The sequence below is a fragment of the Maridesulfovibrio sp. genome, from assembly GCF_963666665.1.
Taxonomy (GTDB): domain Bacteria; phylum Desulfobacterota; class Desulfovibrionia; order Desulfovibrionales; family Desulfovibrionaceae; genus Maridesulfovibrio.
In genome coordinates, this window is record NZ_OY762999.1 from 296,966 (window position 1) to 319,033 (window position 22,068).

General features: G+C 48.6%; 20 protein-coding genes. 12 read left to right on the forward strand and 8 right to left on the reverse strand.

Translation table 11 applies throughout. From position 1 onward, the window contains the following. Positions 1-319: 319 nt before the first annotated feature. The 7 genes from ACKU40_RS01265 to acs form a co-directional block, all read right to left on the reverse strand. A complete protein-coding gene (locus ACKU40_RS01265; protein WP_320174733.1) occupies positions 320-2,833 on the reverse strand; it encodes a TIGR03960 family B12-binding radical SAM protein in 2,514 nt (837 codons plus the stop codon). Positions 2,834-2,923: 90 nt separating this feature from the next. Further along, positions 2,924-3,274, reverse strand: coding sequence for a hypothetical protein (locus ACKU40_RS01270; protein ID WP_320174734.1), 351 nt, complete (start codon positions 3,272-3,274; stop codon positions 2,924-2,926). Positions 3,275-3,485: 211 nt separating this feature from the next. Next, a complete protein-coding gene (locus ACKU40_RS01275) occupies positions 3,486-4,055 on the reverse strand; it encodes a DNA-3-methyladenine glycosylase I (protein WP_320174735.1) in 570 nt (189 codons plus the stop codon). Between the two features lie 191 nt (positions 4,056-4,246). Then, positions 4,247-5,524, reverse strand: a complete 1,278-nt coding sequence (locus tag ACKU40_RS01280; RefSeq protein WP_320174736.1) for an OFA family MFS transporter — start codon at positions 5,522-5,524, stop codon at positions 4,247-4,249. A 216-nt stretch (positions 5,525-5,740) separates the two neighbouring features. Next, a complete protein-coding gene (locus tag ACKU40_RS01285) occupies positions 5,741-6,367 on the reverse strand; it encodes a nitroreductase family protein (RefSeq protein WP_320174737.1) in 627 nt (208 codons plus the stop codon). A gap of 1 nt (position 6,368) precedes the next feature. Continuing rightward, positions 6,369-7,226, reverse strand: coding sequence for a pirin family protein (locus ACKU40_RS01290; RefSeq protein ID WP_320174738.1), 858 nt, complete (start codon positions 7,224-7,226; stop codon positions 6,369-6,371). 266 nt (positions 7,227-7,492) lie between these two features. Next, on the reverse strand, positions 7,493-9,478 hold the full coding sequence (gene acs / locus ACKU40_RS01295; protein ID WP_320174739.1) for an acetate--CoA ligase: 1,986 nt from the start codon (positions 9,476-9,478) through the stop codon (positions 7,493-7,495). A 279-nt stretch (positions 9,479-9,757) separates the two neighbouring features. On the opposite strand from acs, the gene ACKU40_RS01300 reads away from it, so the two are divergent. The 4 genes from ACKU40_RS01300 (at position 9,758) to ACKU40_RS01315 (ending at position 13,474) form a co-directional block, all read left to right on the forward strand. Continuing rightward, the gene (locus ACKU40_RS01300) at positions 9,758-11,305 is read left to right on the forward strand and encodes a glycosyltransferase family 9 protein (protein WP_320174740.1); all 1,548 of its coding nucleotides are present in this window, start codon (positions 9,758-9,760) and stop codon (positions 11,303-11,305) included. Between the two features lie 82 nt (positions 11,306-11,387). Beyond that, positions 11,388-11,993 carry a hypothetical protein gene (locus ACKU40_RS01305; protein ID WP_320174741.1) on the forward strand — a complete coding sequence of 202 codons (606 nt, stop codon included), beginning with the start codon at positions 11,388-11,390 and terminating at the stop codon, positions 11,991-11,993. A 5-nt stretch (positions 11,994-11,998) separates the two neighbouring features. Then, a complete protein-coding gene (locus ACKU40_RS01310) occupies positions 11,999-12,352 on the forward strand; it encodes a hypothetical protein (RefSeq protein WP_015852694.1) in 354 nt (117 codons plus the stop codon). Between the two features lie 198 nt (positions 12,353-12,550). Next, on the forward strand, positions 12,551-13,474 hold the full coding sequence (locus ACKU40_RS01315; protein WP_320174742.1) for a helix-turn-helix domain-containing GNAT family N-acetyltransferase: 924 nt from the start codon (positions 12,551-12,553) through the stop codon (positions 13,472-13,474). A 71-nt stretch (positions 13,475-13,545) separates the two neighbouring features. Here ACKU40_RS01315 and ACKU40_RS01320 read toward each other — a convergent pair whose 3' ends face one another. Further along, on the reverse strand, positions 13,546-14,496 hold the full coding sequence (locus tag ACKU40_RS01320) for a PilZ domain-containing protein (RefSeq protein WP_320174743.1): 951 nt from the start codon (positions 14,494-14,496) through the stop codon (positions 13,546-13,548). A 233-nt stretch (positions 14,497-14,729) separates the two neighbouring features. Between ACKU40_RS01320 and ACKU40_RS01325 the strand changes: the two genes are divergently transcribed. From ACKU40_RS01325 to pyrF, 8 genes are all read left to right on the forward strand, one after another. Continuing rightward, the gene (locus ACKU40_RS01325; RefSeq protein ID WP_320174744.1) at positions 14,730-15,587 is read left to right on the forward strand and encodes a ribonuclease H-like domain-containing protein; all 858 of its coding nucleotides are present in this window, start codon (positions 14,730-14,732) and stop codon (positions 15,585-15,587) included. Positions 15,588-15,862: 275 nt separating this feature from the next. Then, positions 15,863-16,852 (forward strand): class I SAM-dependent methyltransferase, encoded by a 990-nt coding sequence (locus ACKU40_RS01330; RefSeq protein WP_320174745.1) that lies wholly within the window; start codon positions 15,863-15,865, stop codon positions 16,850-16,852. Between the two features lie 95 nt (positions 16,853-16,947). Further along, positions 16,948-18,150, forward strand: a complete 1,203-nt coding sequence (locus ACKU40_RS01335; protein WP_320174746.1) for a DEAD/DEAH box helicase — start codon at positions 16,948-16,950, stop codon at positions 18,148-18,150. A gap of 55 nt (positions 18,151-18,205) precedes the next feature. Beyond that, positions 18,206-19,483, forward strand: a complete 1,278-nt coding sequence (gene mtaB, locus ACKU40_RS01340; RefSeq protein WP_320174747.1) for a tRNA (N(6)-L-threonylcarbamoyladenosine(37)-C(2))-methylthiotransferase MtaB — start codon at positions 18,206-18,208, stop codon at positions 19,481-19,483. A 105-nt stretch (positions 19,484-19,588) separates the two neighbouring features. Next, positions 19,589-20,470, forward strand: a complete 882-nt coding sequence (locus ACKU40_RS01345) for a YicC/YloC family endoribonuclease (protein ID WP_320174748.1) — start codon at positions 19,589-19,591, stop codon at positions 20,468-20,470. 9 nt (positions 20,471-20,479) lie between these two features. After that, positions 20,480-20,740 carry a DUF370 domain-containing protein gene (locus ACKU40_RS01350; protein WP_320174749.1) on the forward strand — a complete coding sequence of 87 codons (261 nt, stop codon included), beginning with the start codon at positions 20,480-20,482 and terminating at the stop codon, positions 20,738-20,740. Beyond that, positions 20,733-21,365, forward strand: a complete 633-nt coding sequence (gmk, locus tag ACKU40_RS01355; RefSeq protein ID WP_320174750.1) for a guanylate kinase — start codon at positions 20,733-20,735, stop codon at positions 21,363-21,365. The genes ACKU40_RS01350 and gmk overlap by 8 nt, the downstream gene beginning before the upstream one ends. 1 nt (position 21,366) lies before the next feature. Continuing rightward, positions 21,367-22,059 carry an orotidine-5'-phosphate decarboxylase gene (gene pyrF, locus ACKU40_RS01360; RefSeq protein WP_320174751.1) on the forward strand — a complete coding sequence of 231 codons (693 nt, stop codon included), beginning with the start codon at positions 21,367-21,369 and terminating at the stop codon, positions 22,057-22,059. The last annotated feature ends 9 nt before the right edge of the window (positions 22,060-22,068 follow it).

The following is a 22,068-nucleotide window of genomic DNA, read 5'->3' on the forward strand; positions in this document are numbered from 1 at the left end:
GTTTTGTGGCTAACTACAAAAAGGTAACATATATGTCAAATGTTTTGGTTTGATGCGGATTGTGAGCTGCAAAAATTTGAAATATGGAATTTAGCGCTAAAAATAGCGCAATATTTTATTAAAAAAGACAAAATAATGGTGTTTTAATTTAATTAAAGACGCAAAATACAAAAATGTAGGTTTTTGTGGGAAGGAATTTTGGAAAAATTAAAGAAAAAAATTACTAGGTCAGAGTAATGACCATAATTGCAAAGTTAGCTTGTGGGAGAGTGTTTGATAAAAAAATCCCCGCAGCCTCATGGTTGCGGGGATTTCAATTTTATTCGAATCGCTGATCCGTTTTGGTCAGGTCAAAGTCCAGCAGCGTTGTGCCTGGACAGATGGCGGCGATCATCTTCACCGGACTCATGTACATAGACGTCCAGTCGAAGGTCAGTTTTATGGTCCGTTCATTCATTTCATCAAATTTAACCAGCATGGGACGGATGTTTTTCTCCTTCACCTTTTTCTTGGTGGTGTGAGATACAAAGTATTCATCCGACTGGGCGTACTCACGCAGCTTCTCGATTTTCTCCTTGGCCTCTTCAGGGGAGCAGGTGAAGATCAGGGTGAAGTCTTCTATCTCGGGATGCTTCTGTTTTTTGGACAAATCCAGCGGGTCAGCTCCGACAATCTTCATTCCCATGGGCATCTGCTTGTTGAGGCGGTCCACCAGATCCTGAGCGCTGACATCTGTCCGCAGCATGATGTTCATCCATTCTTTCAGGCTTTCCACACCTACTGGTAATGCGCGCCCAAAGGACATTCGCGGCATGGGGTGGAATCCCTGTGAGAAGGTCAGCGGCAGTTCTGCGCGGCGCATGGCCCGCTCAATTACAGGCTGAAGGTCCAGCTGCGACAGGTAGGCCGAGGTTCCGGTCTTGGTATACCAGAGACGGAAATGGCTGCCCTTGATACCGAGGTCAGGTTTTTCTGCCTGTACGAAATCGGGGACATTGCCGGCCTGGTCGCGGGTTTCAAAAACCATTTTCGGACGCAGGTCCATGGTTTCTGCCTGTTTTTCAAGCAGTGATTTGCGACCGTCAAAGTTGCAGACTCCGCAGTTGCGGCATTCTTCGTAGCGGCAGTCTCCGGTGATTTTTTCGGATATACCGCGTTTAAGTTCGGTAAGCAGGAATTTCTTGCTGACCCCGGATGAAAGATGATCCCAAGGCAGGCGGGCGTCATGGTCCCGTGCTCCGGTGAATTCTTCGGGGGTAAGGCCTTCCTCTTCCATGGCTTCAAGGTAAGGCTCAAGCTTGAGGTGATCCTTCCAGCTGGAATAAAGGGCGCCTTTTTTATAAGCCTTCTCAATTACCGGGCCGAGCCTGCGGTCACCGCGTGAGAAAATACCTTCAAGGAAGGTCATGCGAGGAATGTGCGATTTCATCTTGATGCGCTTCTGGTTATTGAATTTTTCGCGCATGTAATCCAAACGTTCACCGATTTCTTCAAGGGAAATCTGGCGTTCCCACTGGAAGGGGGTGTGCGGCTTGGGTACGAAAGGTGAAACTGCAGCAGTGATGTTCAGCTTCTTGATGTGCTTGCCTGCCACGTCGCGAACTTTAACACAGAGATCGACAATGGCGTCGAGGTCTTCGAAAGTCTCAGTGGGCAGACCGATCATGAAATAGAGCTTGATATTTTGCCAGCCGTTTTCATAGAGCATGAGCGCATGCTCCAGCAGGGCTTCTTCGGTAATGCCCTTGTTGATCACGTCACGCATGCGTTGGCTTCCGGCTTCAGGAGCAAGGGTGGCTCCGGTGCGGCGGATGGTGGCGATACGTTCCATGATCGGTTCGGAAAGGGAACCTACGCGCAAGGAAGGCAGTGAAATGGAAATCTGTTCAGCTGCGCAGTTATCGAAACACTGGGCAAAAAGTGTATCCAGAGCGGAGTAGTCCCCGGTGCTCAGGGAGAGGAAGGAAGTCTCCTCGTATCCGGTTTCTTCCAGACCTTCCATGAGGGTTTTGGTCAGTGTCTCCGGGGTGCGTTCGCGGACAGGGCGGTAGATGATGCCTGCCTGACAGAAACGGCAGCCACGGGTGCAGCCACGGGCGATTTCCATGGTCAGACGGTCATGAATGACCTGACCGTAGGGCAGAATCTGTTCCTTGGGAAATGGGATGGGCTCGAAATCTTCCACCACAGCTTTTTCCACAAAGAAATCTCCGGGATTTTCGGGATCGAAAAACTCAGGAATGTAGATGCCGGGAAGTTCAGCAAGTTTCTCAAGGCGAGCCTTACGACCCAGTCCCTGCTCTTTGCATTCGGCAATAACTTCCATGACCTTGATGATGGATTCTTCGCCGTCGCCGAGCATGATTACATCAAAAAAATCGGCAACAGGTTCAGCATTGAAGCATGCTCCGCCTCCGCCGATGACCAGCGGACAGGAATCGTCACGGTCAGCGGACTTGAGCGGGATACCGGCAAGGTCGAGCATGAAGAGCACGTTAGTGTAGCACAGCTCATGGGTCAGGCTGATTCCCAGTGCGTCCACGTCTTTCAGTGGAGTATCGCTTTCAAGGGTGGCCAGCAGCTCGCCGTGTTCGCGCATGATTTCTGCAGTTTCTTCGCAGGGGGTGTAGACCCTCTCGGCGTAAAAATCATCATGCTTATTAACGATTTCATAAAGGATTTTCTGTCCGAGATAGGACATGCCGATCTCGTAAAGATCCGGGAAACCAATGGCGATATGAGCCTTGACCTTAGCGGGGTCCTTGTGGACGGAGCCCCATTCCGAACCCAGATAACGGGTAGGGCGGGGTAGAAGGGGGAGCAGCTTTTTCAAAAGTTCAACCCTTGGATTTAATTTGATGCGCTCTGCGCAATTTATGGAATTATTTTGCCCCCGGCGTGGGTGCCGGAGGCTTTTAAAAAATTATTTTTTCAGCAGTTCGGAAATGTCGGAGATGTTACCGCCGCCCATGCCTGAGGCCATGCCGCCGAGCCCGCTGGTGGAGAGGGTCAGGTTGCTGGAAGCTTCAAGGTATTTGGTGGAAATATCTTCGGGACAGTTCTTGTAGGTGTAGAGAATGTGGCGGCCTTCGATTTCGCCTTCGATTTCGTTATCGAAAGGATAGCCGAAAGGCAGGATCATCATCTGCACGCCCTGCTGGGAGGGTACGGTCTGGAGTACTGCGGGGTCGTTGATTTTGTCATTTGCTTCGTCCCACTTACCGATAACCATGTCGCCGTTGATGAGTTTGAAAAGCTTTACATCGTACGCCATTAGAATTCTCCTTGTCAGGCTGCGCGAAATTCGGCGCGTTAGGCCTGTTAAAATTTCATTAGAAAAAAAAGACCGGACGGGTTTTATTAAATCCGGTTCCGGTTTGCGGTTGCGCTTTCGGGCAACTTGTAAGAATTAGTGCCTGAAGTCCGGTGTGTCAAGGATTAGGGCGTATATGAAGCATAAATTGAAGGGGATATTTCAATGAGTCTTATTCGGCAGTAAGCAATTCTTTATGGCGGAAGCAGCTTACAAGGTGATCGTTAACCATTCCGGTGGCCTGCATGTATGCGTAGCAGATTGTCGGGCCTACGAAATTGAATCCCCTTTTCTTTAAATCCTCGCTCATGGCTTCAGCTTCCGGGGTTTTGGCAGGAACTTCTTCCAGTGATTGCCATTTGTTCTGGATCGTCTTTCCGCCCGTGAACTGCCATATGTAAGCATCAAAGCTTCCGAATTCTTTTTGAATATCTAGAAATGCCAGGGCATTACGCACAGCGGAATTAATCTTGAGCTTGTTGCGGATGATTCCTTCATTCTGCCGTAACCGTTCAATGTCATTTTCATCAAAGCGGGCAACGATTTCAGGATTGAAACCGGAGAATGCTTGGCGGTAGTTCTCGCGTTTTTTCAAGACGGTCAGCCATGAAAGTCCGGCCTGCGCTCCTTCAAGAATAATGAATTCAAAATGGTGCCGGTCGTCATGCAGGGGAACTCCCCACTCGGTATCGTGGTAAGTTATTTCGAGTTCGTGTTGTGCCCATGGGCAGCGGTTTGGCATTTGTAACTCCTATGTTCGAATAGTGATGGTATGCAGTTCACTGTTTAATTTCAATAGCAGATGGACCCCAAAGTAAAAAACTCCCCACACAACGCGGGGAGTTTTTAGGGGGTACGGAAGTTAAATGAGTTGTACTTCCGTAAGGAGTTTCTTCAGAGATGAGCTGAACTCAATGCCCTGATGAAATGTCTTTATGTTGTTTCGGGATTGGCGTCGAAGCTTCTGTTCGGTTTCTTGATCATTGCGATGGCTGCAGCACCGATGAAGCAGCAGACTCCGCAGATGGTGAAGGCCATCGGGAAGTTGCCCATATCGCCGAGAACTCCGCCAAGCAGGGGGCCGCCGATTCCGCCTGCGCCGTATGCAAGGAAGATATACGGATAGTTCTGTCCCACGCTTTTGGTGCCGAATGTATCGGCAGTGATGGTGGGGAACAGGGCAAAGTTTCCGCCGAAGTTAAAGCCGATGATAGTTGCACCTACGTAGAGCAGGAATGCGTTTCCGGCCATGGTAGTGAAGGTCAGCAGGGTCGCGCCTTGAATGGCGGTCATGAGCAGGATGGAGCGTTTGCGGCCCAGTTTATCACTCAGGCTACCCCAGATGATGCGTCCCAGTCCGTTTGCGAGGCTGAAGAAGACAGCCATGGCTGTACCGGCAATGGCACTTGCTTCAGCCATGCTGTGTCCGGATGCCTGCAAAGCTTCCATGGGGTAGAGTTTCATAAGTCCGATTGACATGAGACCTGCTGCCGCACTGAAGGTGAAAGTGACGAAAATGAGGTAGAATTGCGGAGTGCGGAGCATTTCAGTGGTGCTGAAATTTTCTTCTTCAGCATCGTTTGCGGCTGCAGCGTTAGTTTCAGGGTGGTAGCCCTCAGGTGCCCAGCCTTCCGGGGGAAAGCGCATAAAGATCCCGCCTGCTGCGATCATCAGGCAAAAGAGAACTCCATATACTGAGAAGGTGGAGGAAAGGCCGATTGAGGCGATCAGGTTGCCCCATGCCCCGGCCAGTTTAACCCATGCCATGGCACCGAAGCCGAATCCGGCTACAGCCAGACCGGTGATAAATCCTTTCTTATCAGGGAACCAGCGCATGCCGACGGCAATGGGAACCACGTAACCAAGGCCGATTCCTGCGCCGCCGATGAGACCGATGAAGAGACAGATAGCGGTAAAGCTTGTGCCGCCGATGAGACCTGCAAGAGCGTAACCAGCTCCCAGTACGAGCGCACTGAGGAAAGAGAGTTTCATGGGCCCCCACTGAGCGAGTTTTTTACCTGCCCATACCATGGAGATGGCAAAACTGACCAGCGCGATGGAAAATACAGCCTGAGTCTGGAATTTGTTCCATCCAGCCGCAACCAGTGATGGGGTGAATACCGACCATGCGTAGATTGCACCGAGTGCCAATTGCATCAGCACTGCACCAACTACGGCAAACCATCTGTTCATCACTTTTGTGTCACTCATTTCGTCCCCCGATATAGTAGTGTTATGTGTTTTTTCCAATCCGGGTATTTCTGCTGTTCTCCTTATCCGTGTAGTCATAAAAGCATGACTGGTTTATTGGTGCATTCTATTTTCGGTGAACGGGAGTTTGAATTGTGTTTTTCTTGTGTTGCTTTGTCTTTTTGCCGTTTGCCCCTTGATTTACTCCGTTTATGGGTGTTTTTCGGGAGTATTATGTTAATCGATAACTATATCCGCAAATGATTGCCGCCAGCCCTTGGGATGAATTTCTGTTCCGGGGTTCAGGTAGCCGATAGCTATAAGCATGGGAATCCAATAATTCTCAGGTATGTTGAACTCCTTGCGCACCCCTTGAAGGTCGAAGCCGTCCATGGGATGGGATTCCAGACCGTTGGCAGTGGCTGCGTACATCAGCGACATTGCAAACAGCCCGGTGTTTTTGTTGGCAAAGGCTTGTGCTGCCATTTCATCACGACCGTATAAGCCTTGAGTTACTCCGGCGAACCATCCTTTTTGTTCTGTCTGCATTTTTCCTGATGCGACGAAATTGTTGAAAACATTTTCAACAGTGGGGTTTTCCAGCTTCCACCCATCGCGGTCAGCAAGTACTATGAGGATTACCGGAGCTTCGGTTACTTTGGGCTGATCAAAGGCTAGTGCACGAAGAGCCTTTTTCCGATCCATGTCACGTATAACTTTCAGTTTCCAAGGCTGCAAATTGTAGCTTGATGGTGCGTTGCCTGCCTGCTCAATGATTTTCTCCAACAGTTTTTGATCAACATCACGTGTCGGGTCGAAGTAGTTTACCGCTCTCCGTTTTTCCAGAATTTGTGGGAATTCCATTTTATAATCCTTGTGGTTTAGGGTGTTTAATAAAAGTTCCGTTCTTATATTCCTGAAAAGCTTTGTCCAACTCTTCCGCAGTATGCATGACAATAGGACCGCGCCAGTAAATCATTTCATTAATCGGTTTTCCGGTCAGCAAGAGGAAACTGATCGTGCTGTTGCCTGCCTTGACTGCCAGTTCGTCGCCTTCATCGAAAAGCACAAGTGACCTGTTTTCAACTTTCTGTCCGTTAACAGTTCCATTGCCTGCGGTGATATAAACAAAGGCGGTGTATTCCCGCTTGGTGGGGTGGATAAATTCAAGTCCTGCGGGAACTGTTACATCCAGATATTCCGGGTCAATGCCGATGCCTTTGGCCGGACCTTTTGCCCCGTCTACCTTTCCGGCAATAATTTTGATGCTTGTGCCGTCTTCACGATTAATGACCGGGATGTCTTGGGATGGGATTTCCCGGTATTCAGGATCGGTCATTTTGTTTTCGGAGCTTAAATTGGCCCAGAGTTGAAATCCGTGCATTGAACCGTTTTTATCGCCCTTGGGCATTTCCTGATGGATGATTCCGCTGCCCGCAGTCATCCACTGAACGCTTCCGGCCCCGGTAACTGCCGTATTGCCGAGACTGTCCCCGTGTTCAACATCCCCTTTCAAGAGGTAGGTGATGGTTTCAATACCCCGGTGCGGATGCCACGGGAAGCCTTTTAAATAATCTCCAGGATTGTCGGACCGAAAGTCATCAAGCATAAGGAAAGGGTCGAAAAGGGAGGCTTCAAAATATCCGAAGGCCCGATGCAGTTTTACTCCGGCACCTTCGTGAACCGGTTCACCATAAAATATCTGTTCGATTTCTCGCCGCATTGCATACTCCTGCACTAAGTGTACTGAGATAATTATTTCTCATGGTAACAGCATGGATTGTATTTGCAAGAGCGGGGGCAAAAAAATAGACCGGAATATGCGATGCTTCCATAGCCACCTTCCACAATAGATAGAAGCATTTTTCGTATATCCCGGTCTCATCCGGTCAGGCTGTTATCGACAGCCTATTTCGTATGGTTAGAGCTGCTGAACTATTGCCCGGTCCTGAATAGAACCGGGCAACTTCCGGGCACCTTTTGCCATACTTATGGATTCATTATTTCTTCATAACCTTCGATGAGATCGGTCACTACTGAAGGATCAGCCAGTGTCGAAGTGTCGCCGAGGTTCGAAGTGTCGCCTTCAACGATCTTGCGCAGGATTCGGCGCATGATCTTACCGCTGCGGGTCTTGGGCAGGGAGGGAGCAAACTGGATTACTTCCGGTGCTGCCAGAGGGCCGATTTCTTTGCGGACGTGCATACGCAGGTCTTTGATCAGATCATCGTCCTCATCGTATTCAGCCTTGAGGGTTACATAGGCGTAGATGGACTGGCCTTTAACCTCATGAGGCATACCTACAACAGCTGCTTCTGAAACTGCCGGGTGGGAAACCAGTGCGGATTCGATTTCTGCAGTACCCAGCCTGTGGCCGGAAACGTTGATAACGTCATCTACACGGCCCATGATCCAGAAGTATCCGTCTTCATCCCTGCGTGCTCCGTCGCCGGATTCGTATACGCCGGGGAAGCCCTGAAAGTATTGCTCTTTGAAGCGTTGTTTGTTGCCCCAGACTCCGCGCAGCATACCGGGCCACGGTTTACGGATAACGAGGAAGCCGCCTTCGTTGGGACCGACTTCTTCGCCGTGGCGGTCCACAATTGCCGCATCAATACCTGGCAGCGGGAGGGTTGCTGAACCTGGTTTAAGCGGGGTGGCATACGGCAGGGGAGAAAGAATATGTCCGCCTGTTTCTGTTTGCCACCAGGTATCAACGATGGGCAGTTTTTCGTCACCGATATTTTCGTGGTACCACATCCATGCTTCGGGGTTGATGGGCTCACCAACCGTGCCGAGAATGCGCAGGCTGGAGAGATCGTATTTCTTGGTCCACTGGTCGCCTTCGCGCATGAGTGCACGGATTGCGGTAGGAGCGGTGTAGAAAATATTTACCCTGAATTTTTCGCAGACCTGCCAGAATCTTGCCGGGTCCGGGTAGGTCGGCACGGATTCAAACATGATGCTGGTAGCACCGAGGGCCAGCGGTCCGTATACAATGTATGAATGTCCGGTTACCCAGCCGATATCGGCGGTGCACCAGTGAACATCATCATCTTTAAGATCAAAGACCCATTGGCAGGTATGGGCTGCGTAAGTCATATAGCCGCCGGTGGTGTGGAAAACTCCCTTGGGTTTACCGGTACTGCCTGAGGTGTAGAGGATGAAGAGCGGATCTTCGGAATCCATCAGTTCGTAGGGGCAGTTGTCGGTGATTTCCGGGTCTTCCATGAGTTCGGCCCAGAGGAGGTCACGGCCTTCAACTATTTCAATTTCATTGTTGGCTCTAGGAACGACAATGCACTGCTCAACAGAGGGGCACTCCTTGAGTGCTTCATCGGAGTTGGGCTTGAGCGGGATTTTTCTACCGCCGCGCAGAACGCCGTCACCGGTGATGTGTACTTTTGCGCCGCAGTCGTTGATGCGGTCACGCAGACTGTTGGAGCTGAAGCCTGCGAAAATGATGGAATGGGGTGCGCCGATTCGGGTACAAGCCAGCATTGCGATAGCCAGTTCCGGGATCATGGGCAGGTAAATGGATACTCGGTCTCCTTTCTGCACGCCCAGTTTTTTGAGCACGTTGGCAAAGCGGCATACTTCGCGGTGGAGCATGTCGTAAGTATAGACTTTTACTTCATGGTCTTCCTCGCCCTGCCAGATGAGTGCGGCCTTGTTGCGACGGCCGTTTTCAATGTGGCGGTCAAGGCAGTTGGCGGACGCATTGAGCTTGCCGCCTTCAAACCATTTGATTTCCGGTTTGTCGAAATCATAATCAAGAACGTTATCCCACTTCTTGTCCCATGTGAGCAGTTCGTCAGCGCGTTCGGCCCAGAATCCTTCCATGTCGTTGATGGAACGGTCATAGATGGCTTTGTATTCTTCAAGGCTTTTCACGCATGCGCCGGGAAAATCGGCAGGAGGATTAAAGAGTCTGTTCTCTTTGGAGAGACTTTCAATTTTGTGTTCTTCAGTCATGAGGTGGCCTCCTGAGGTCTTTTTTAAAGTGCATGTGTCAGCAGAAAATTATTACCGGATGTCTAGAGTTATATACATTTTTCCGTTTGCCTGCACATGCTTTTCGATAAACGGCGGCAGAAAATCACTTAGCGGGAGTAAAAACCGTTTGGCGGAAAGTTTGTGCCGTTTACCCGCAGAAGATACCGTTTGCTGTGAGTAGCGTTGTCTGCGTAGTTAAGGTATACCCTTAAAAAGATAACAAATAAACCTTACGAAGGGCTGCCGGAGGCATCTTTCATGAAAGCGCTAGTCATAAATCTTACCCGATTCGGAGATCTTTTACAGACCCAGCCGGTAATCACTGCCCTTGCTGATCAGGGCTACGAAGTCGGGGTTATGTGTTTGAAAAATTTTGCCGGGGCTACCCAGCTCCTGCGCAATGTGGCTCGGACTTTTTCACTGCCCGGAGCCTCTCTTTTGGCTTCTCTTGACCGGGACTGGCGCGAGGCAATTAATGTATTTGAATCATATTGCACCGAAATTGAAGAATCGTTTGATCCGGCACTGGTAATAAACCTGACCCCATCCGTTTCAGCGCGGTTGATTACCCTCAGGCTGGGTAGGGGGCGTGAAGTTCGCGGTTTTGCCATGGACGATTTCGGATTCAATGCCGACACTTCCAGCTGGGCCGAATTTCTGCAAATGGCGTCCGCCAACCGCGGCTCCAGTCCTTTTAATGTGGTTGATCTCTTCTGCAAAGTCGCCGGAATTAATCGGCCCGCACCTTTTGAACTGGCTGACCCTGCACCGGAAATGAAGGTTGCGGCCCTGAAAATGCTGGAGAATCCTGCTCCCGGAGCAAAGGGTTTTGTTGGCTTTCAACCCGGAGCCAGTGAGGACCGCAGGCGGTGGCCGGTTGAGCATTTCAGGAAGCTTGGCCGCAGGCTGTGGAAGGAAAAGCGATTGGTCCCGGTTCTGCTTGGTACTGAAGGCGAGAAGATGTTGGGTGAGCGTATTCTGCAGGGAGCTGAATTTCCGTCCGTAAATCTTATGGGAGGGACATCCCTGCCGGAGCTTGCGGCAGTCCTGCGCCGATTAGACCTGCTGGTGACCAACGATACCGGAACAATGCACCTCGCTGCCGGGTCCGGTACTCCGCTGGCGGCTATTTTTCTCGCAACTGCACAGCCGTGGGACACTGGTCCTGCTGCTGCAAACCTGTGCTGTTTTGAGCCTGATCTTGATTGCCATCCCTGTCCATTTGGTAAGAAGTGCGCTTATGAAAATATCTGCCGCCGGGAAGTTGAACCTGATGTCGTTTTTGATGCTGTATCTTCTTTTATTGATAGTGGAGAGTGGCCCCGCATTGAAAACAGGGGAGTGCGTGCCTACCTTACCGGGCATGATGAAAGGGGGATGATTTCCCTGACTTCTCTTTCCGGTCATACACAAAGTGATCGGCATAAGTGGATTATTTTGCAGCGTGAACTTTACCGTCGTTTTCTTGACGGTGACGAACTTGTTGCAGCAGAACTTCCCAAAATGGAGTTCTCTCCTGATTTGCGGACCAGACTGCTCAGTGCGCTTAACAGCTGTCGGGATGTTCTCTTTTTACTGAGCAAACAGGTAGTGATCCTTCAGGTCGATCCTATTGAAGCCATGAAAATGAAGTTTTTAGCTAACCTGCAAAAAATACAGGATATATTGTCATCGTGTCCTGAGCTTTCAGTGCTTTCCTCCATGTGGATGATCGAATCCAGAACCCATGAAAGTATGGAAGGGGTTATGGATCAGTTGAATCGGTATATGGCATTGGTAGGAGCTATGTCTGCTTCTATTGAATAATATTGGCATGACTCTTGTATTAAATGGGGTGTACCGGACCAACCGGAAAAAATTACGTACCTAATTTAGGAGGAGAGTCATTATGATCGTTATTGATGGAACCAAAACTGATCTCGATATCAGAAGCTTTGAAAATCTTGAGCAGGTTTTTGACAAGGTGATGGAAGACGGCCACCTTGATGACCGCATTGTAACCGACGTTAAGGTTAACAATGAACCTTTCAGTGAAATTTACCCCAACCAGTCGGAAGATATTGAAACATCCGAAATCGACAGCCTTGAAATCATCAGCGCATCCGCTGTTGAAATGGCTACTGCCATTACTCTTGAACTTTATAAGGTTGTGAACATCATGGCCGGCGGCGGCAAGCAGGTTGCTGAACTTTTCAGACAGGCAGACGATGCTGAAGCCCTTGAACTCTATCAGGATCTTCTTGATGTTGTCAGGGATTTCCTTGGCATGGTCGGTAACCTGCGCGATCATTTTTCTATTAAACAGAGTGATGATTTCGAAAAGGTCGTGGAAGATTTTTCCGGTCTTTTCACTGAAATGACCGAAGTCCTTGAAAACGAGGACTGGATTTTACTGGCTGATTTGCTTGAATATGAATTCCTGCCTTCTGTTGAGAAATGGAAGACTGTTATCTCCATCATTCGTGAGGATCTCCGGGAGGTAGCCAAGAGGTAACTGCTATGGCCCAAACCTTGGAACTTCTGGATCAGGCTCTTGAAATCGGATATGAAGAGTTGAGATTTCTTGTGGCGGGCGAGGTGGACGATGCCTTTGATGCCGCAGAAAGGAGAGGTGTTCTCACCGATAAGGCTCTGGAAACGAAAGAGAGCGTGAGTCTGGATGAAATTCTGGAAAAGCTTAACAAGCTCAAGAACCTGCAGGGGCAGCTTACTGCGGAGGCCAAGAAACTCCATGCATCGTTGCGGCAGGACATAGGGCGGGTTAAGAAGGAAAGTACCCGCTTCAAGGGGTACGGCAGTGTCGCACGCGGCACCCCCTTGATTGCCAATCGCTATATTAACAAGGTTGGATAGATTGCAGGACGATACATAATACTGTCCTTCTGCGTAACCACGGTACAATTATCCCCCGCTGACTGAGTCGGCGGGGGATTTTTGGGTTATTGGGGAGTTGTTTTTATTTTATTTGACTCAGTCAACTAAATTAGTTGACTGAGTCAAATAAAATATGCAGGGTCATAGCTGAATTTACTAAATAAGCAGGTGATCAATATGACAGTCAAGCAGGATTATGTTGAAAGAGTTCGGAGTTTTAATAGATTTTATACTCAGGTTTTAGGTTTGCTGCACAGTAAGTTGCTCAAGTCCGAGTATTCTCTGGCAGAGGGGCGCGTTTTGTTTGAGCTGGGGCAGGTTGAAATGGCTGTAGCAAAGGATTTATCAAATGAGCTTATGCTTGACCCTGCATATCTAAGCAGGCTGCTGAGCAGATTTGAGAAAAAGGGATTGATCGTCAAAAAGAAATCTTCCGATGATTCGCGCAGACAATATGTTTCTCTTACATCTGCTGGAGAGGTTGAGCTTGCAAGATTGCAGGATTTGTCAAATTCTCAGATCAAGGAATCATTGAGCCATGCTGATTCTGAACAGCAGAAACAGCTTGTTGCGGCGATGGGGGATATTGAGAGAATTTTTAATTCCGGTAAGTCTTCACGGGAAACTCTGGTCATTCGCCCTCATAAATCTGGAGATATCGGGATTATCGCATATAAGCATGCCGCATTCTATTCGGAACGATATGGTTTTGATGTGACTTTTGACGCCTATGTCGCTTCTGCCCTGTCTGAATTCGTCCTGAATTATAATTCGGGAAAAGAGTATTTGTGGGTTGTGGAAGAAGGGACAACTCCGGTTGCGTTTATCGCGATTGTTATGGTTGATGATGAGGTTGCCCAATTGCGCTGGTTTTTAGTCGACCCGCACCTCAGGGGGAATGGTATAGGTAAGAAATTGCTTAGTGAGGCTGTGGAGTTTTGCAGGAGCAGGAATTATAAAAAAATAATCTTATGGACTGTCGAAAATCTTCAAGTTGCCCGGAAACTATATGGTCAGTTCGGTTTTGAAGTCAGTAAGACTAAAACTCATGAAATATGGGGACAGCATCTTACTGAGGAATTGTGGGAATTACAGCTGTAAGGCAGCCAAAAAAACAGGAGCTTGGTCTATAAACCAAACTCCTGTTTTTTTGGGCGAGGTTTTATTCTTCATTATTTCAGCGCCATCTTGGCCCAGTCAATATTCTGTTCATTTTCATCGCGCATCTTTCCGGTGCAGGTGAATTCAACACCTACCCGGCAGGTTTGACCGTCCATGTTTTCCATGGATCTAATTTTTCCCGCATACCAGTACGGCTTGAAAACTTTCTGCCGGAAATTGAACATAAAGATACTGATCAGCACGTCATCATCAATGTTGAATTTAGATTCCACAAGACCGGGAGACGCACCGACCCCGATACCTCCATTTGAAATGTTGATTACCTGATTGTCTTCGTGTCCGGTGGAGCGGGGGTCATATGAATTGACTGCTAGGTCCGGAATCCGGTCCGTAAATGTGGTGTCATCATTGTTCGGTTTGCCTAGCCAGAGCTTAACCCTGATGAACTGCTGGTCGATGACGCGTTTGCGTTTGTGGCGGCGTCTTTTGATTAGTGAAAATTTAACTGGAGGGCTCAGGACCATTCTGCCGCAGTTGCCGGTCTCGCATTCAATGGAGTCTATGGTTGACCTGAAGGAGTTTACCTTTCCGGCTGCGCTTTGTTCCGGAGGAAACATAAGTATCAGTTCTGCTGTAGGGCTGAGGCGCGAAATTCCGTTTTCCTCGATAATTTCGACACGCATATGGTCGGGCTTCACCGCAGTAAGAACACCCCGTCCAAGCACATTTTCATGCTCAGCGGCTGCGGCAATATCCATGATCGTTCCACTGTTTTGGAAAAATTGAACAAAATCTCTGGGGCCTTGGGGCTTCTGTTGCCTCTTGGGTTTGGGGCGTAGCAGTAGAAAAGCGAAAATAGCGGCCAGCAGTGCAAGCAGACCAGCTACCGAAAGAATCAGGTAAAGGGACTCCTGTGGCAGAGTGGTGAGAATTTTTTTGGCAGGAGCTATTACTTCTGCCTGAATCATATCGATGATGTATTGAAAATTAATTTTTTCCATTGTCAAATTTTCCATAGCGACTATTATTATGGTGTAAATATTTTTACCATCTATATATGTATGATCAGTGGCAGTTTAATGTCAATGTTACGTAATTGCTGGACTAAGAGGGATATTACGGCTAATCCTCTCCCTGACGTAGGGTTATTATTCCGGTGATTCTATCGGAAACCCATATAAAAGGACACCTTGTCCGCTTAGATTAACTACATTAAAAACAGGGCTGTTTTTAAATGCTCGAAAGAACTTTTTGTCATCTCAAGGGAATTGGAAGCACAACAGAAGCCAAAATCTGGCAGGCTGGAGCGAATAGCTGGAGCGACATTCTTGATGGAGTTGCCGCACCCCTTTCCGATGCAAAAATGGATGAATTGGAAAAAGGCTGCGGTGAATCGAAGCAGAAGCTTGAAGAGTATGATGCTAACTGGTTTGCTGACCGCCTTCCTGCTTCCGACCAGTGGCGGATGTATTCTCATTTCCGAGATAATGTGGCGTATATTGATATCGAAACTACCGGTACTGATGCTCATAGTTGCGATATTACCACCATCGCACTTTGGAACGGTAAAGAGATAAAAACTTATGTTCAGGGCAGGAATCTTTATGATTTCGAAGAAGAAATCGCCCGTTATCCGCTTATAGTCAGCTTTAACGGTAAATGTTTCGATGTGCCGTTCATTGAAAAATATTTCGGTATCAAGATTAAAGCCGCCCATATTGACCTGCGGTTTGTTTTCCGCTCTCTGGGGATTACCGGGGGCCTGAAAGGTATTGAGCGCTATTTTGGTATGGATCGCGGTGATGCTGCAGGGCTGGACGGTTATTTCGCTGTGCTGCTTTGGAATGAGTATGAGATGAACGGCGATGAGCGCGCCCTTGAAACACTTCTGGCCTACAACGTGCTGGATAGTGTGAATCTGGAAAATCTCATGATCAAAGGATATAACCTTCATATTGAGAGATTCTCCCAGCATGATCTTACTGCCATTGCCGAGAAGGCCGAACCATTGAACCCATTTAAAGCCCACCGTGAAGTTGTGGATAGAATCAGGGCTAAATATTCCGGGGAAGGATCGTTTCGCAGATTCTGAGTTATGCAATAGTCAGGTGTCATTTTTTGCCGCCTGAATGGAATGGTATTTTTTGCCTGCAAAGGCCGTTTTCAGCTTTGAAAACGGCCTTTTTTTATGCAGTGTTAAAATTAATTAGTTTAATAAAAAAAGGGTTTTTACATAAGTTTCTAGACTTTTTTTATATAGAGAAATTACCTTTCTTAACAAATGGGAACGGTCTGTGCATTCTTCGGTTGGGTAGGTAAAGCATGCCTCCATGATTCTAATATATGATGTTCGCAAGGAGTGTTGAAATGCAGGAACAAAGCACAGTTGAGATGGGTAATATTCACCATGCGCTAATTGATCCGGAAGAGATGGTTATTGATCCATCGTTATATACTGACAGCCCACTGCTGGATGACGTGGACCGCATGAGTGATCCTTCTGTCCGGATTTCTGATTCCATGATCATGGGAATGGTGCTCAAGTTTTTCTATTGCTATGTGCATAAGGGCGGTTTTGATAAACCTGTTCCCCTTGATGAAGTCAGTAAGCTGTGTGAAATGTTCAGTCGCCACCGCAGTCTCAATGAACCTAATGATGATATTGAGCTTATGAATTACCTGCGCCAGTGGTCTTTTTCCTTACGCATGCTTGCGGATATCACCAAGACCAGTCACATTATTCGTTCTATCGTGACTCAGAAAATATCTCCCAAGCTCTTTGAACAGGATGAGTATGTTGGTTTGGACATCGGAACCGGAACCGGAATTCTGCTCCTTGCCCAGCACATCCATGCCCGCCGCAACGGCTTCAAGAACATCACCCTGTACGGTATTGAGTACGATAAAATGGTGGGTCTGCAGAGCTACAAGATTTTCAAGGAACTCGGCATTGCTGAAATTATCCTCGGCGATGCCCGTGATGCGAAGAATTACGAACCCTTGATCAATAAGGTCGTAACTTTTGTCTCCAACGAGACCGTGGCAGCTATGCATCAGCCTTTGCGACGCGAACATTTTGTCTCGATTTGTAGAACATTGTTTCGCACTCTCGGCAAAAACATCAAGGATGCCGCTTTCTTCCCTGAAGGATTGATTGCTTTCTGTAAGGATATGAATGTATCTGTCCTGCTGGCTAAAAATACAGCCTTTCAGGGTCCCAGAGAATATCACGATATGAACTTGTTTCCGCAAGGCATCATAATCGAAGGAAATATTGTTCCACTCCATCAGCTGGGCGAGGAATTGTTGCCTTATCTTTCAGAATGGGCACAGCGCAGGCTGCCGCGCAGGTGGTAGATTCAGCTCTTTACACGACATCATAAATATATAATGATTCGCGCGCCTCGCAAGGGGCGCGCTTTTTTTTATTTTTAATTTTAATGGAGTCCTGTTTGAGTTTCGACCAGTTTAAATTTGACATGCGCCTTGTTTCGGGCATCCGTAGTGCCGGATACGAGGTTCCGACCCCTGTACAGTTAAAGGCTATTCCTGCCGTGCTTCAGGGGCGCGATGTCATGGGCTTGGCCCAGACCGGAACGGGCAAGACAGCTGCTTTTGCATTGCCAGTGCTGCAACGGTTGCTGGCTGCAGAAGCTGATAAGCGCGGTCCGGTGAGGGTTCTGGTTCTTTCGCCTACCCGAGAACTGGCCATGCAGACTCATGAGACATTCATAGAATTGGGACGGCAGACCGGAATCCGCAGCGCTGCTGTTTGTGGCGGTGCCGGGATCGGCAAGCAGGCCAAGGAAGTAAAGAAAGTCACTGTGGTCAATGCCACTCCCGGAAGGCTGCTCGATCTGTTGGAGCGTGAGGAAATCGACTTTTCCCATGTGGATACCCTGATCCTTGATGAAGCTGACCGTATGCTCGATATGGGGTTCATGGATGAAGTTGAAAAAGTGCTCGCGAAGTTGCCTGACGAGCGGCAGAATCTGATGTTCTCCGCTACCATGCCCGATGAAATCAACGATCTTTCCAAGAATATTTTGCATGATCCTGAAGTTGTACGGGTGGCAGTTACAGTCAGTGCGGACGGGGTCAGCCAATACAGCTGTCCGGTTCCCCTGCATTTGAAGCAGAGCTTTCTCAAAGTCCTGCTCAAGGAAATTGAGTTTAATCGGGTATTGGTCTTTGTCCGTACAAAACGTTGGGCCAGAAGACTTGCCCAGCGTCTGGCCAAGGGCGGTCTGGCTGCTGCGGATCTGCATGGTGATCTTTCCCAGAGCAAGCGTAACCGCACTCTTAATGGTTTCAAATTCGGTGATTTTACTGTGCTTGTCGCAACCGATCTTGCTGCGCGGGGCATTGATTGTTCCAATATTTCCCACGTGATAAATTACGATATGCCGGACAATGTGGAAATTTTTGTCCACCGTACCGGCAGGACCGGACGGGCTGATGCCAAGGGCACAGCTTATACTTTTGTTGCGGATGAAGATAAGGCACGGCTTGCCGAGATTGAAGAATCACTCGGTTACGGACTGGAACTTTTTTATCTGGATACCTTTAATTACAATGCTCCCAAGCCTGATTTCTCCGCGCCAGTTCCAGATAAAGATGTTCGCAAAAAGCGCAGTACCCAACATAAAAAGTAATAGTTTTATATCTTAAGGCTCCATGTTAAAAGGGGCGGATAATATGGATACGGTAATGAAAAAATTCTGGATCACCACTTTAGGTTGTAAGATCAACCAATACGAAAGCGAATCTGTGCGCGAACGCTGGCTGCGCATGGGCTATGAACAGGCCGAAAATGATGCCGAGGCCCACGAGATTATTATTAACTCCTGCGCTGTAACTCAAGCGGCGCTGCGTGATTTGCGCCAGACTGTGCGTGGTATTAACCGCCGCAACCCGGAAGGGAAAATAATTATCGCCGGATGCGCGGCTCAGGTTTTTGCCAAGGAACTGGCAGAACTTCCCGGAGTTGCCGACGTAATCCCGCAGGAACGTAAATTTGAGCTCCTCAAGCTTGAACATGGGCCTGAAACTGCTGACGACAAAACATTTTTCCAGCCTTTTGAAATTGATGACTACGAACGCTCAAGGGCGGTGGTCAAAGTTCAGGACGGCTGTTCCCATCGCTGTACCTACTGCATCGTACCGATTACCAGAGGGCCGAGTGTGAGCCGCGCTGCGGATGATGTACTCAAAGAAATCGGTCGTCTGCTTGAGGCAGGATTCCGCGAGATGATCATAAGCGGTATTAACTTGAGCCATTACGGCCGTGAGTTTGAAGAGAAGATTGATTTCTGGGATCTCATGGAGCGTATTGAAGATGAGTTCGGCTCAGAGTGGGGAGGGCGTGCGAGGTTGCGCATCAGTTCCCTTGAACCGGGGCAGCTTAAAGAACGGGCGTTGGAAATTTTTGCCAATTCTAAGCTGATCTGCCCGCAGCTGCATCTTTCCCTGCAAAGCGGTGATCGGCAGGTCCTTAAGCGCATGGGCCGAGGCCATTACAAGCCTGAAGACGTGCTGGTCTTTCTGGACAAGCTTAAGGACATATGGCCTGTTTTTGGGCTTGGAGCGGATATTTTGACCGGTTTTCCCGGTGAAACAGAGGAAGAATTCAATAATACGCTTGAATTTTGCCGTAAACTTCCTCTTTCTTATGCGCACGTTTTTCCGTACTCTATACGTCCGGGCACCGCAGCCGCTTCCATGAAGGGGCAGTTGGACGGCCCGACAAAGAAGGAAAGGGGCCGGATTCTGCGTGAGCTGGTCGAAGAAAAGAAGCAGGAATTCCTGCTGAAAATTTTAGAAATGGACTCATTGAAAGTCCTTTTTCAAAATAAGAACAAGGGCATTTGTGAATTTTATTCCACCTGTATTCTGGAGGAAGGATTCGAAAATAAAGTGCCCCGCGATTTAGTAGAAGTAAAACCCGTACGTGCTGACAAAGACAGCATGCTGGTAGAAATAAAATAATTTAATTTACCCCGGCGAAGCCTATTAAAGTTTTTGAAGAGTCCAGAGAAATTTTTTGAAAAAAATTTGGACCTAGGAGAGCCGCCGGAGGCCAAGGAGCAATAAATGCCCGTAAGTATGACCGGTTTTGGTCGCGCTGAGACCACAGAAGACAAATGGAGCCATGTTTGGGAAATCCGCAGTGTTAACTCCCGTTTTCTGGACCTGAAATGGCGTCTGCCCAACTCCCTGCGCGGTTATGAATCCCGTTGGGAAAAGATTGTCCGTAAATACGGTTCCCGCGGTCGTGTGGACCTCTCTCTGAACCTTGAAGTTTTCAGCACTGAACTGCTGGGCATCAGCCTGAACCAGTTGCAGGCCAAAGCCATGGTTGATCAGCTTAAAGAAATGGCTGCTGCCGACGGCGTGGAATTTACTCCGGACTATAACCGTCTGTTCAATATTTCCGGTATCTGGCGCGATGCTTCCAGTGAACCAGATCCGCAGATGGCAAAGTCCATCAGCGAAGGTCTGGAAAAAGCGCTGGCAAACTGGAAGGAGTCCAGAGAAGACGAAGGCGAAGACCTTGTTCGCGACCTTGAAGAGCGTTTCACCCTGCTCAAGGAATATACCGAGAAGGTAAAAGTTAAGGTTCCTGAAATTCTTGAGACCAAACGCGAGTCTTTGATTGAGCGTGTGAAAGGAAACATGGAAAATCTGGGCGCGGAATACATTGAAGACCGCATGGTGCAGGAAGTTGCTATCCTGACCGACAAGCTGGATGTTTCCGAAGAAATTACCAGACTTGATGCCCACCTTGAGCGTATCTTCGAAGTTTTGCGCAACAACAAGGACGCCGGTAAGCGCCTTGATTTCCTGCTGCAGGAAACTTTCAGGGAAATCAACACCTGTGGTAACAAGTGTCAGGATTTCGAAGTAAGCAGGATTGTGGTCGAGTTCAAGGCCGAGCTTGAAAAGTGCCGTGAACAGGTCCAAAACATTGAGTAATCCGGTAAAATGCAGAAGCAGACATTATTAAATATCGGTTTTGGTAACTTCGTGGTTTCAAGCCGCGTGATAACCATCGTCAACCCTTCCTCTTCCCCCATGCGTAGACTGCGTGAGGATGCCAGACAGGAAGGGCGGTTGGTAGACGCAACTCAGGGCCGTAAAACCCGTTCAATTATTGTTACTGACTCCAATCATGTCATCCTTTCGGCAATTCAGGCGGAAACCATCGGGCACCGCTATACTTCCGAGGAGGTTGATAATGACTGATCGACGTATCCCGGAGAAAAAAGGGCAGGTGCTGGTTCTCTGCGCTCCGTCCGGTACTGGAAAAAGTACGCTGGTAAAAAAACTGCGCGAAGAGTTTCCTCGGATCGGCTTTTCAATTTCCTGCACCACACGTGACCCTCGTGAAGGTGAAGAGGACGGTAAGGATTATTTTTTCCTCAGCGTTGATCAATTCAACGAAAAACTTGAAGCCGGGGAATTTGCGGAATGGGCTGAGGTTCATGGCAATTTTTACGGCACTCCGAAAGAACCGGTTGAAAAGATGCTCTTCAAGGGCATGGATATCCTTTTCGACATTGATTTTCAGGGGTGCATGCAGCTGATGGAATCAATGCCTGATGGGATTTTTGTCTTCCTGATGCCACCGTCCTACGGTGAATTGCGCAAGCGTCTTGAAGGGCGCAACACCGATACTGTGCATGTCATCAACCGCCGCATGATGAATGCCATGAAAGAAATGGCCTCCGCGCCGAAGTTTGAATATTGGATCGTTAATGATGATCTGGACAAAGCTTATTCCGAACTGAAGGCTATTTATCTTGCCGGAAAAAATCGTCCCTGCAGCAATCCGGGACTTCTTGAAAGTATTTTAAGCACTTGGGAGTAATATGTCTGAATTAGTAGTAGCCCTTGATTTTAAAGATGCGCAGAGTGCTATTGAAATGGCTGAAAAAGTACGCGGAGTAGCCCCTTGGGTGAAAGTCGGTCTTGAACTTTTCTGCGCTGAAGGACCTGAGATTATTACCCGTTTTAAAGAAATGGGTTTCAAGGTTTTTGTGGACCTGAAATTTTTTGACATTCCCAATACTGTTAAAGGTGCAGTTCGTTCCGCAACCCGTGCCGGAGCCGATATGCTCAGTCTGCACGCACTGGGCGGTGAGCGTATGGCCATTGCAGCACGCGAAGGCCGCGCTGAAGGAGCAGGGGGTGAAGCAGGACCGCTGCTCATGGCTATTACCATCCTGACCAGCATGGACGAAGATGATATTCCCTTCCCGGTTCCTGATGGACTGGGGGCTGCGGTTCTCGATCTGGCTCTGGCCTCATCTCAGGCAGGGCTTGACGGTGTGGTCTGCTCCGGGCTGGAAGTGGAAGCCATCAAGGAAAAATGCGGCAAGGATTTTCTGGCCCTGACTCCGGGCATCCGTCCCGCTTCAGTTTCTGATGATCAGCGCAGGGTTGTTACCCCGTCTCAGGCCGTGGATCGCGGTTCCAACTTCCTTGTTGTCGGCAGGCCCATTACCGGAGCAGAAAGTCCGGCTGAAGCTGCACGCAGGATAGTAGCTGAAATGAATTCTTAAGGGAGGTTG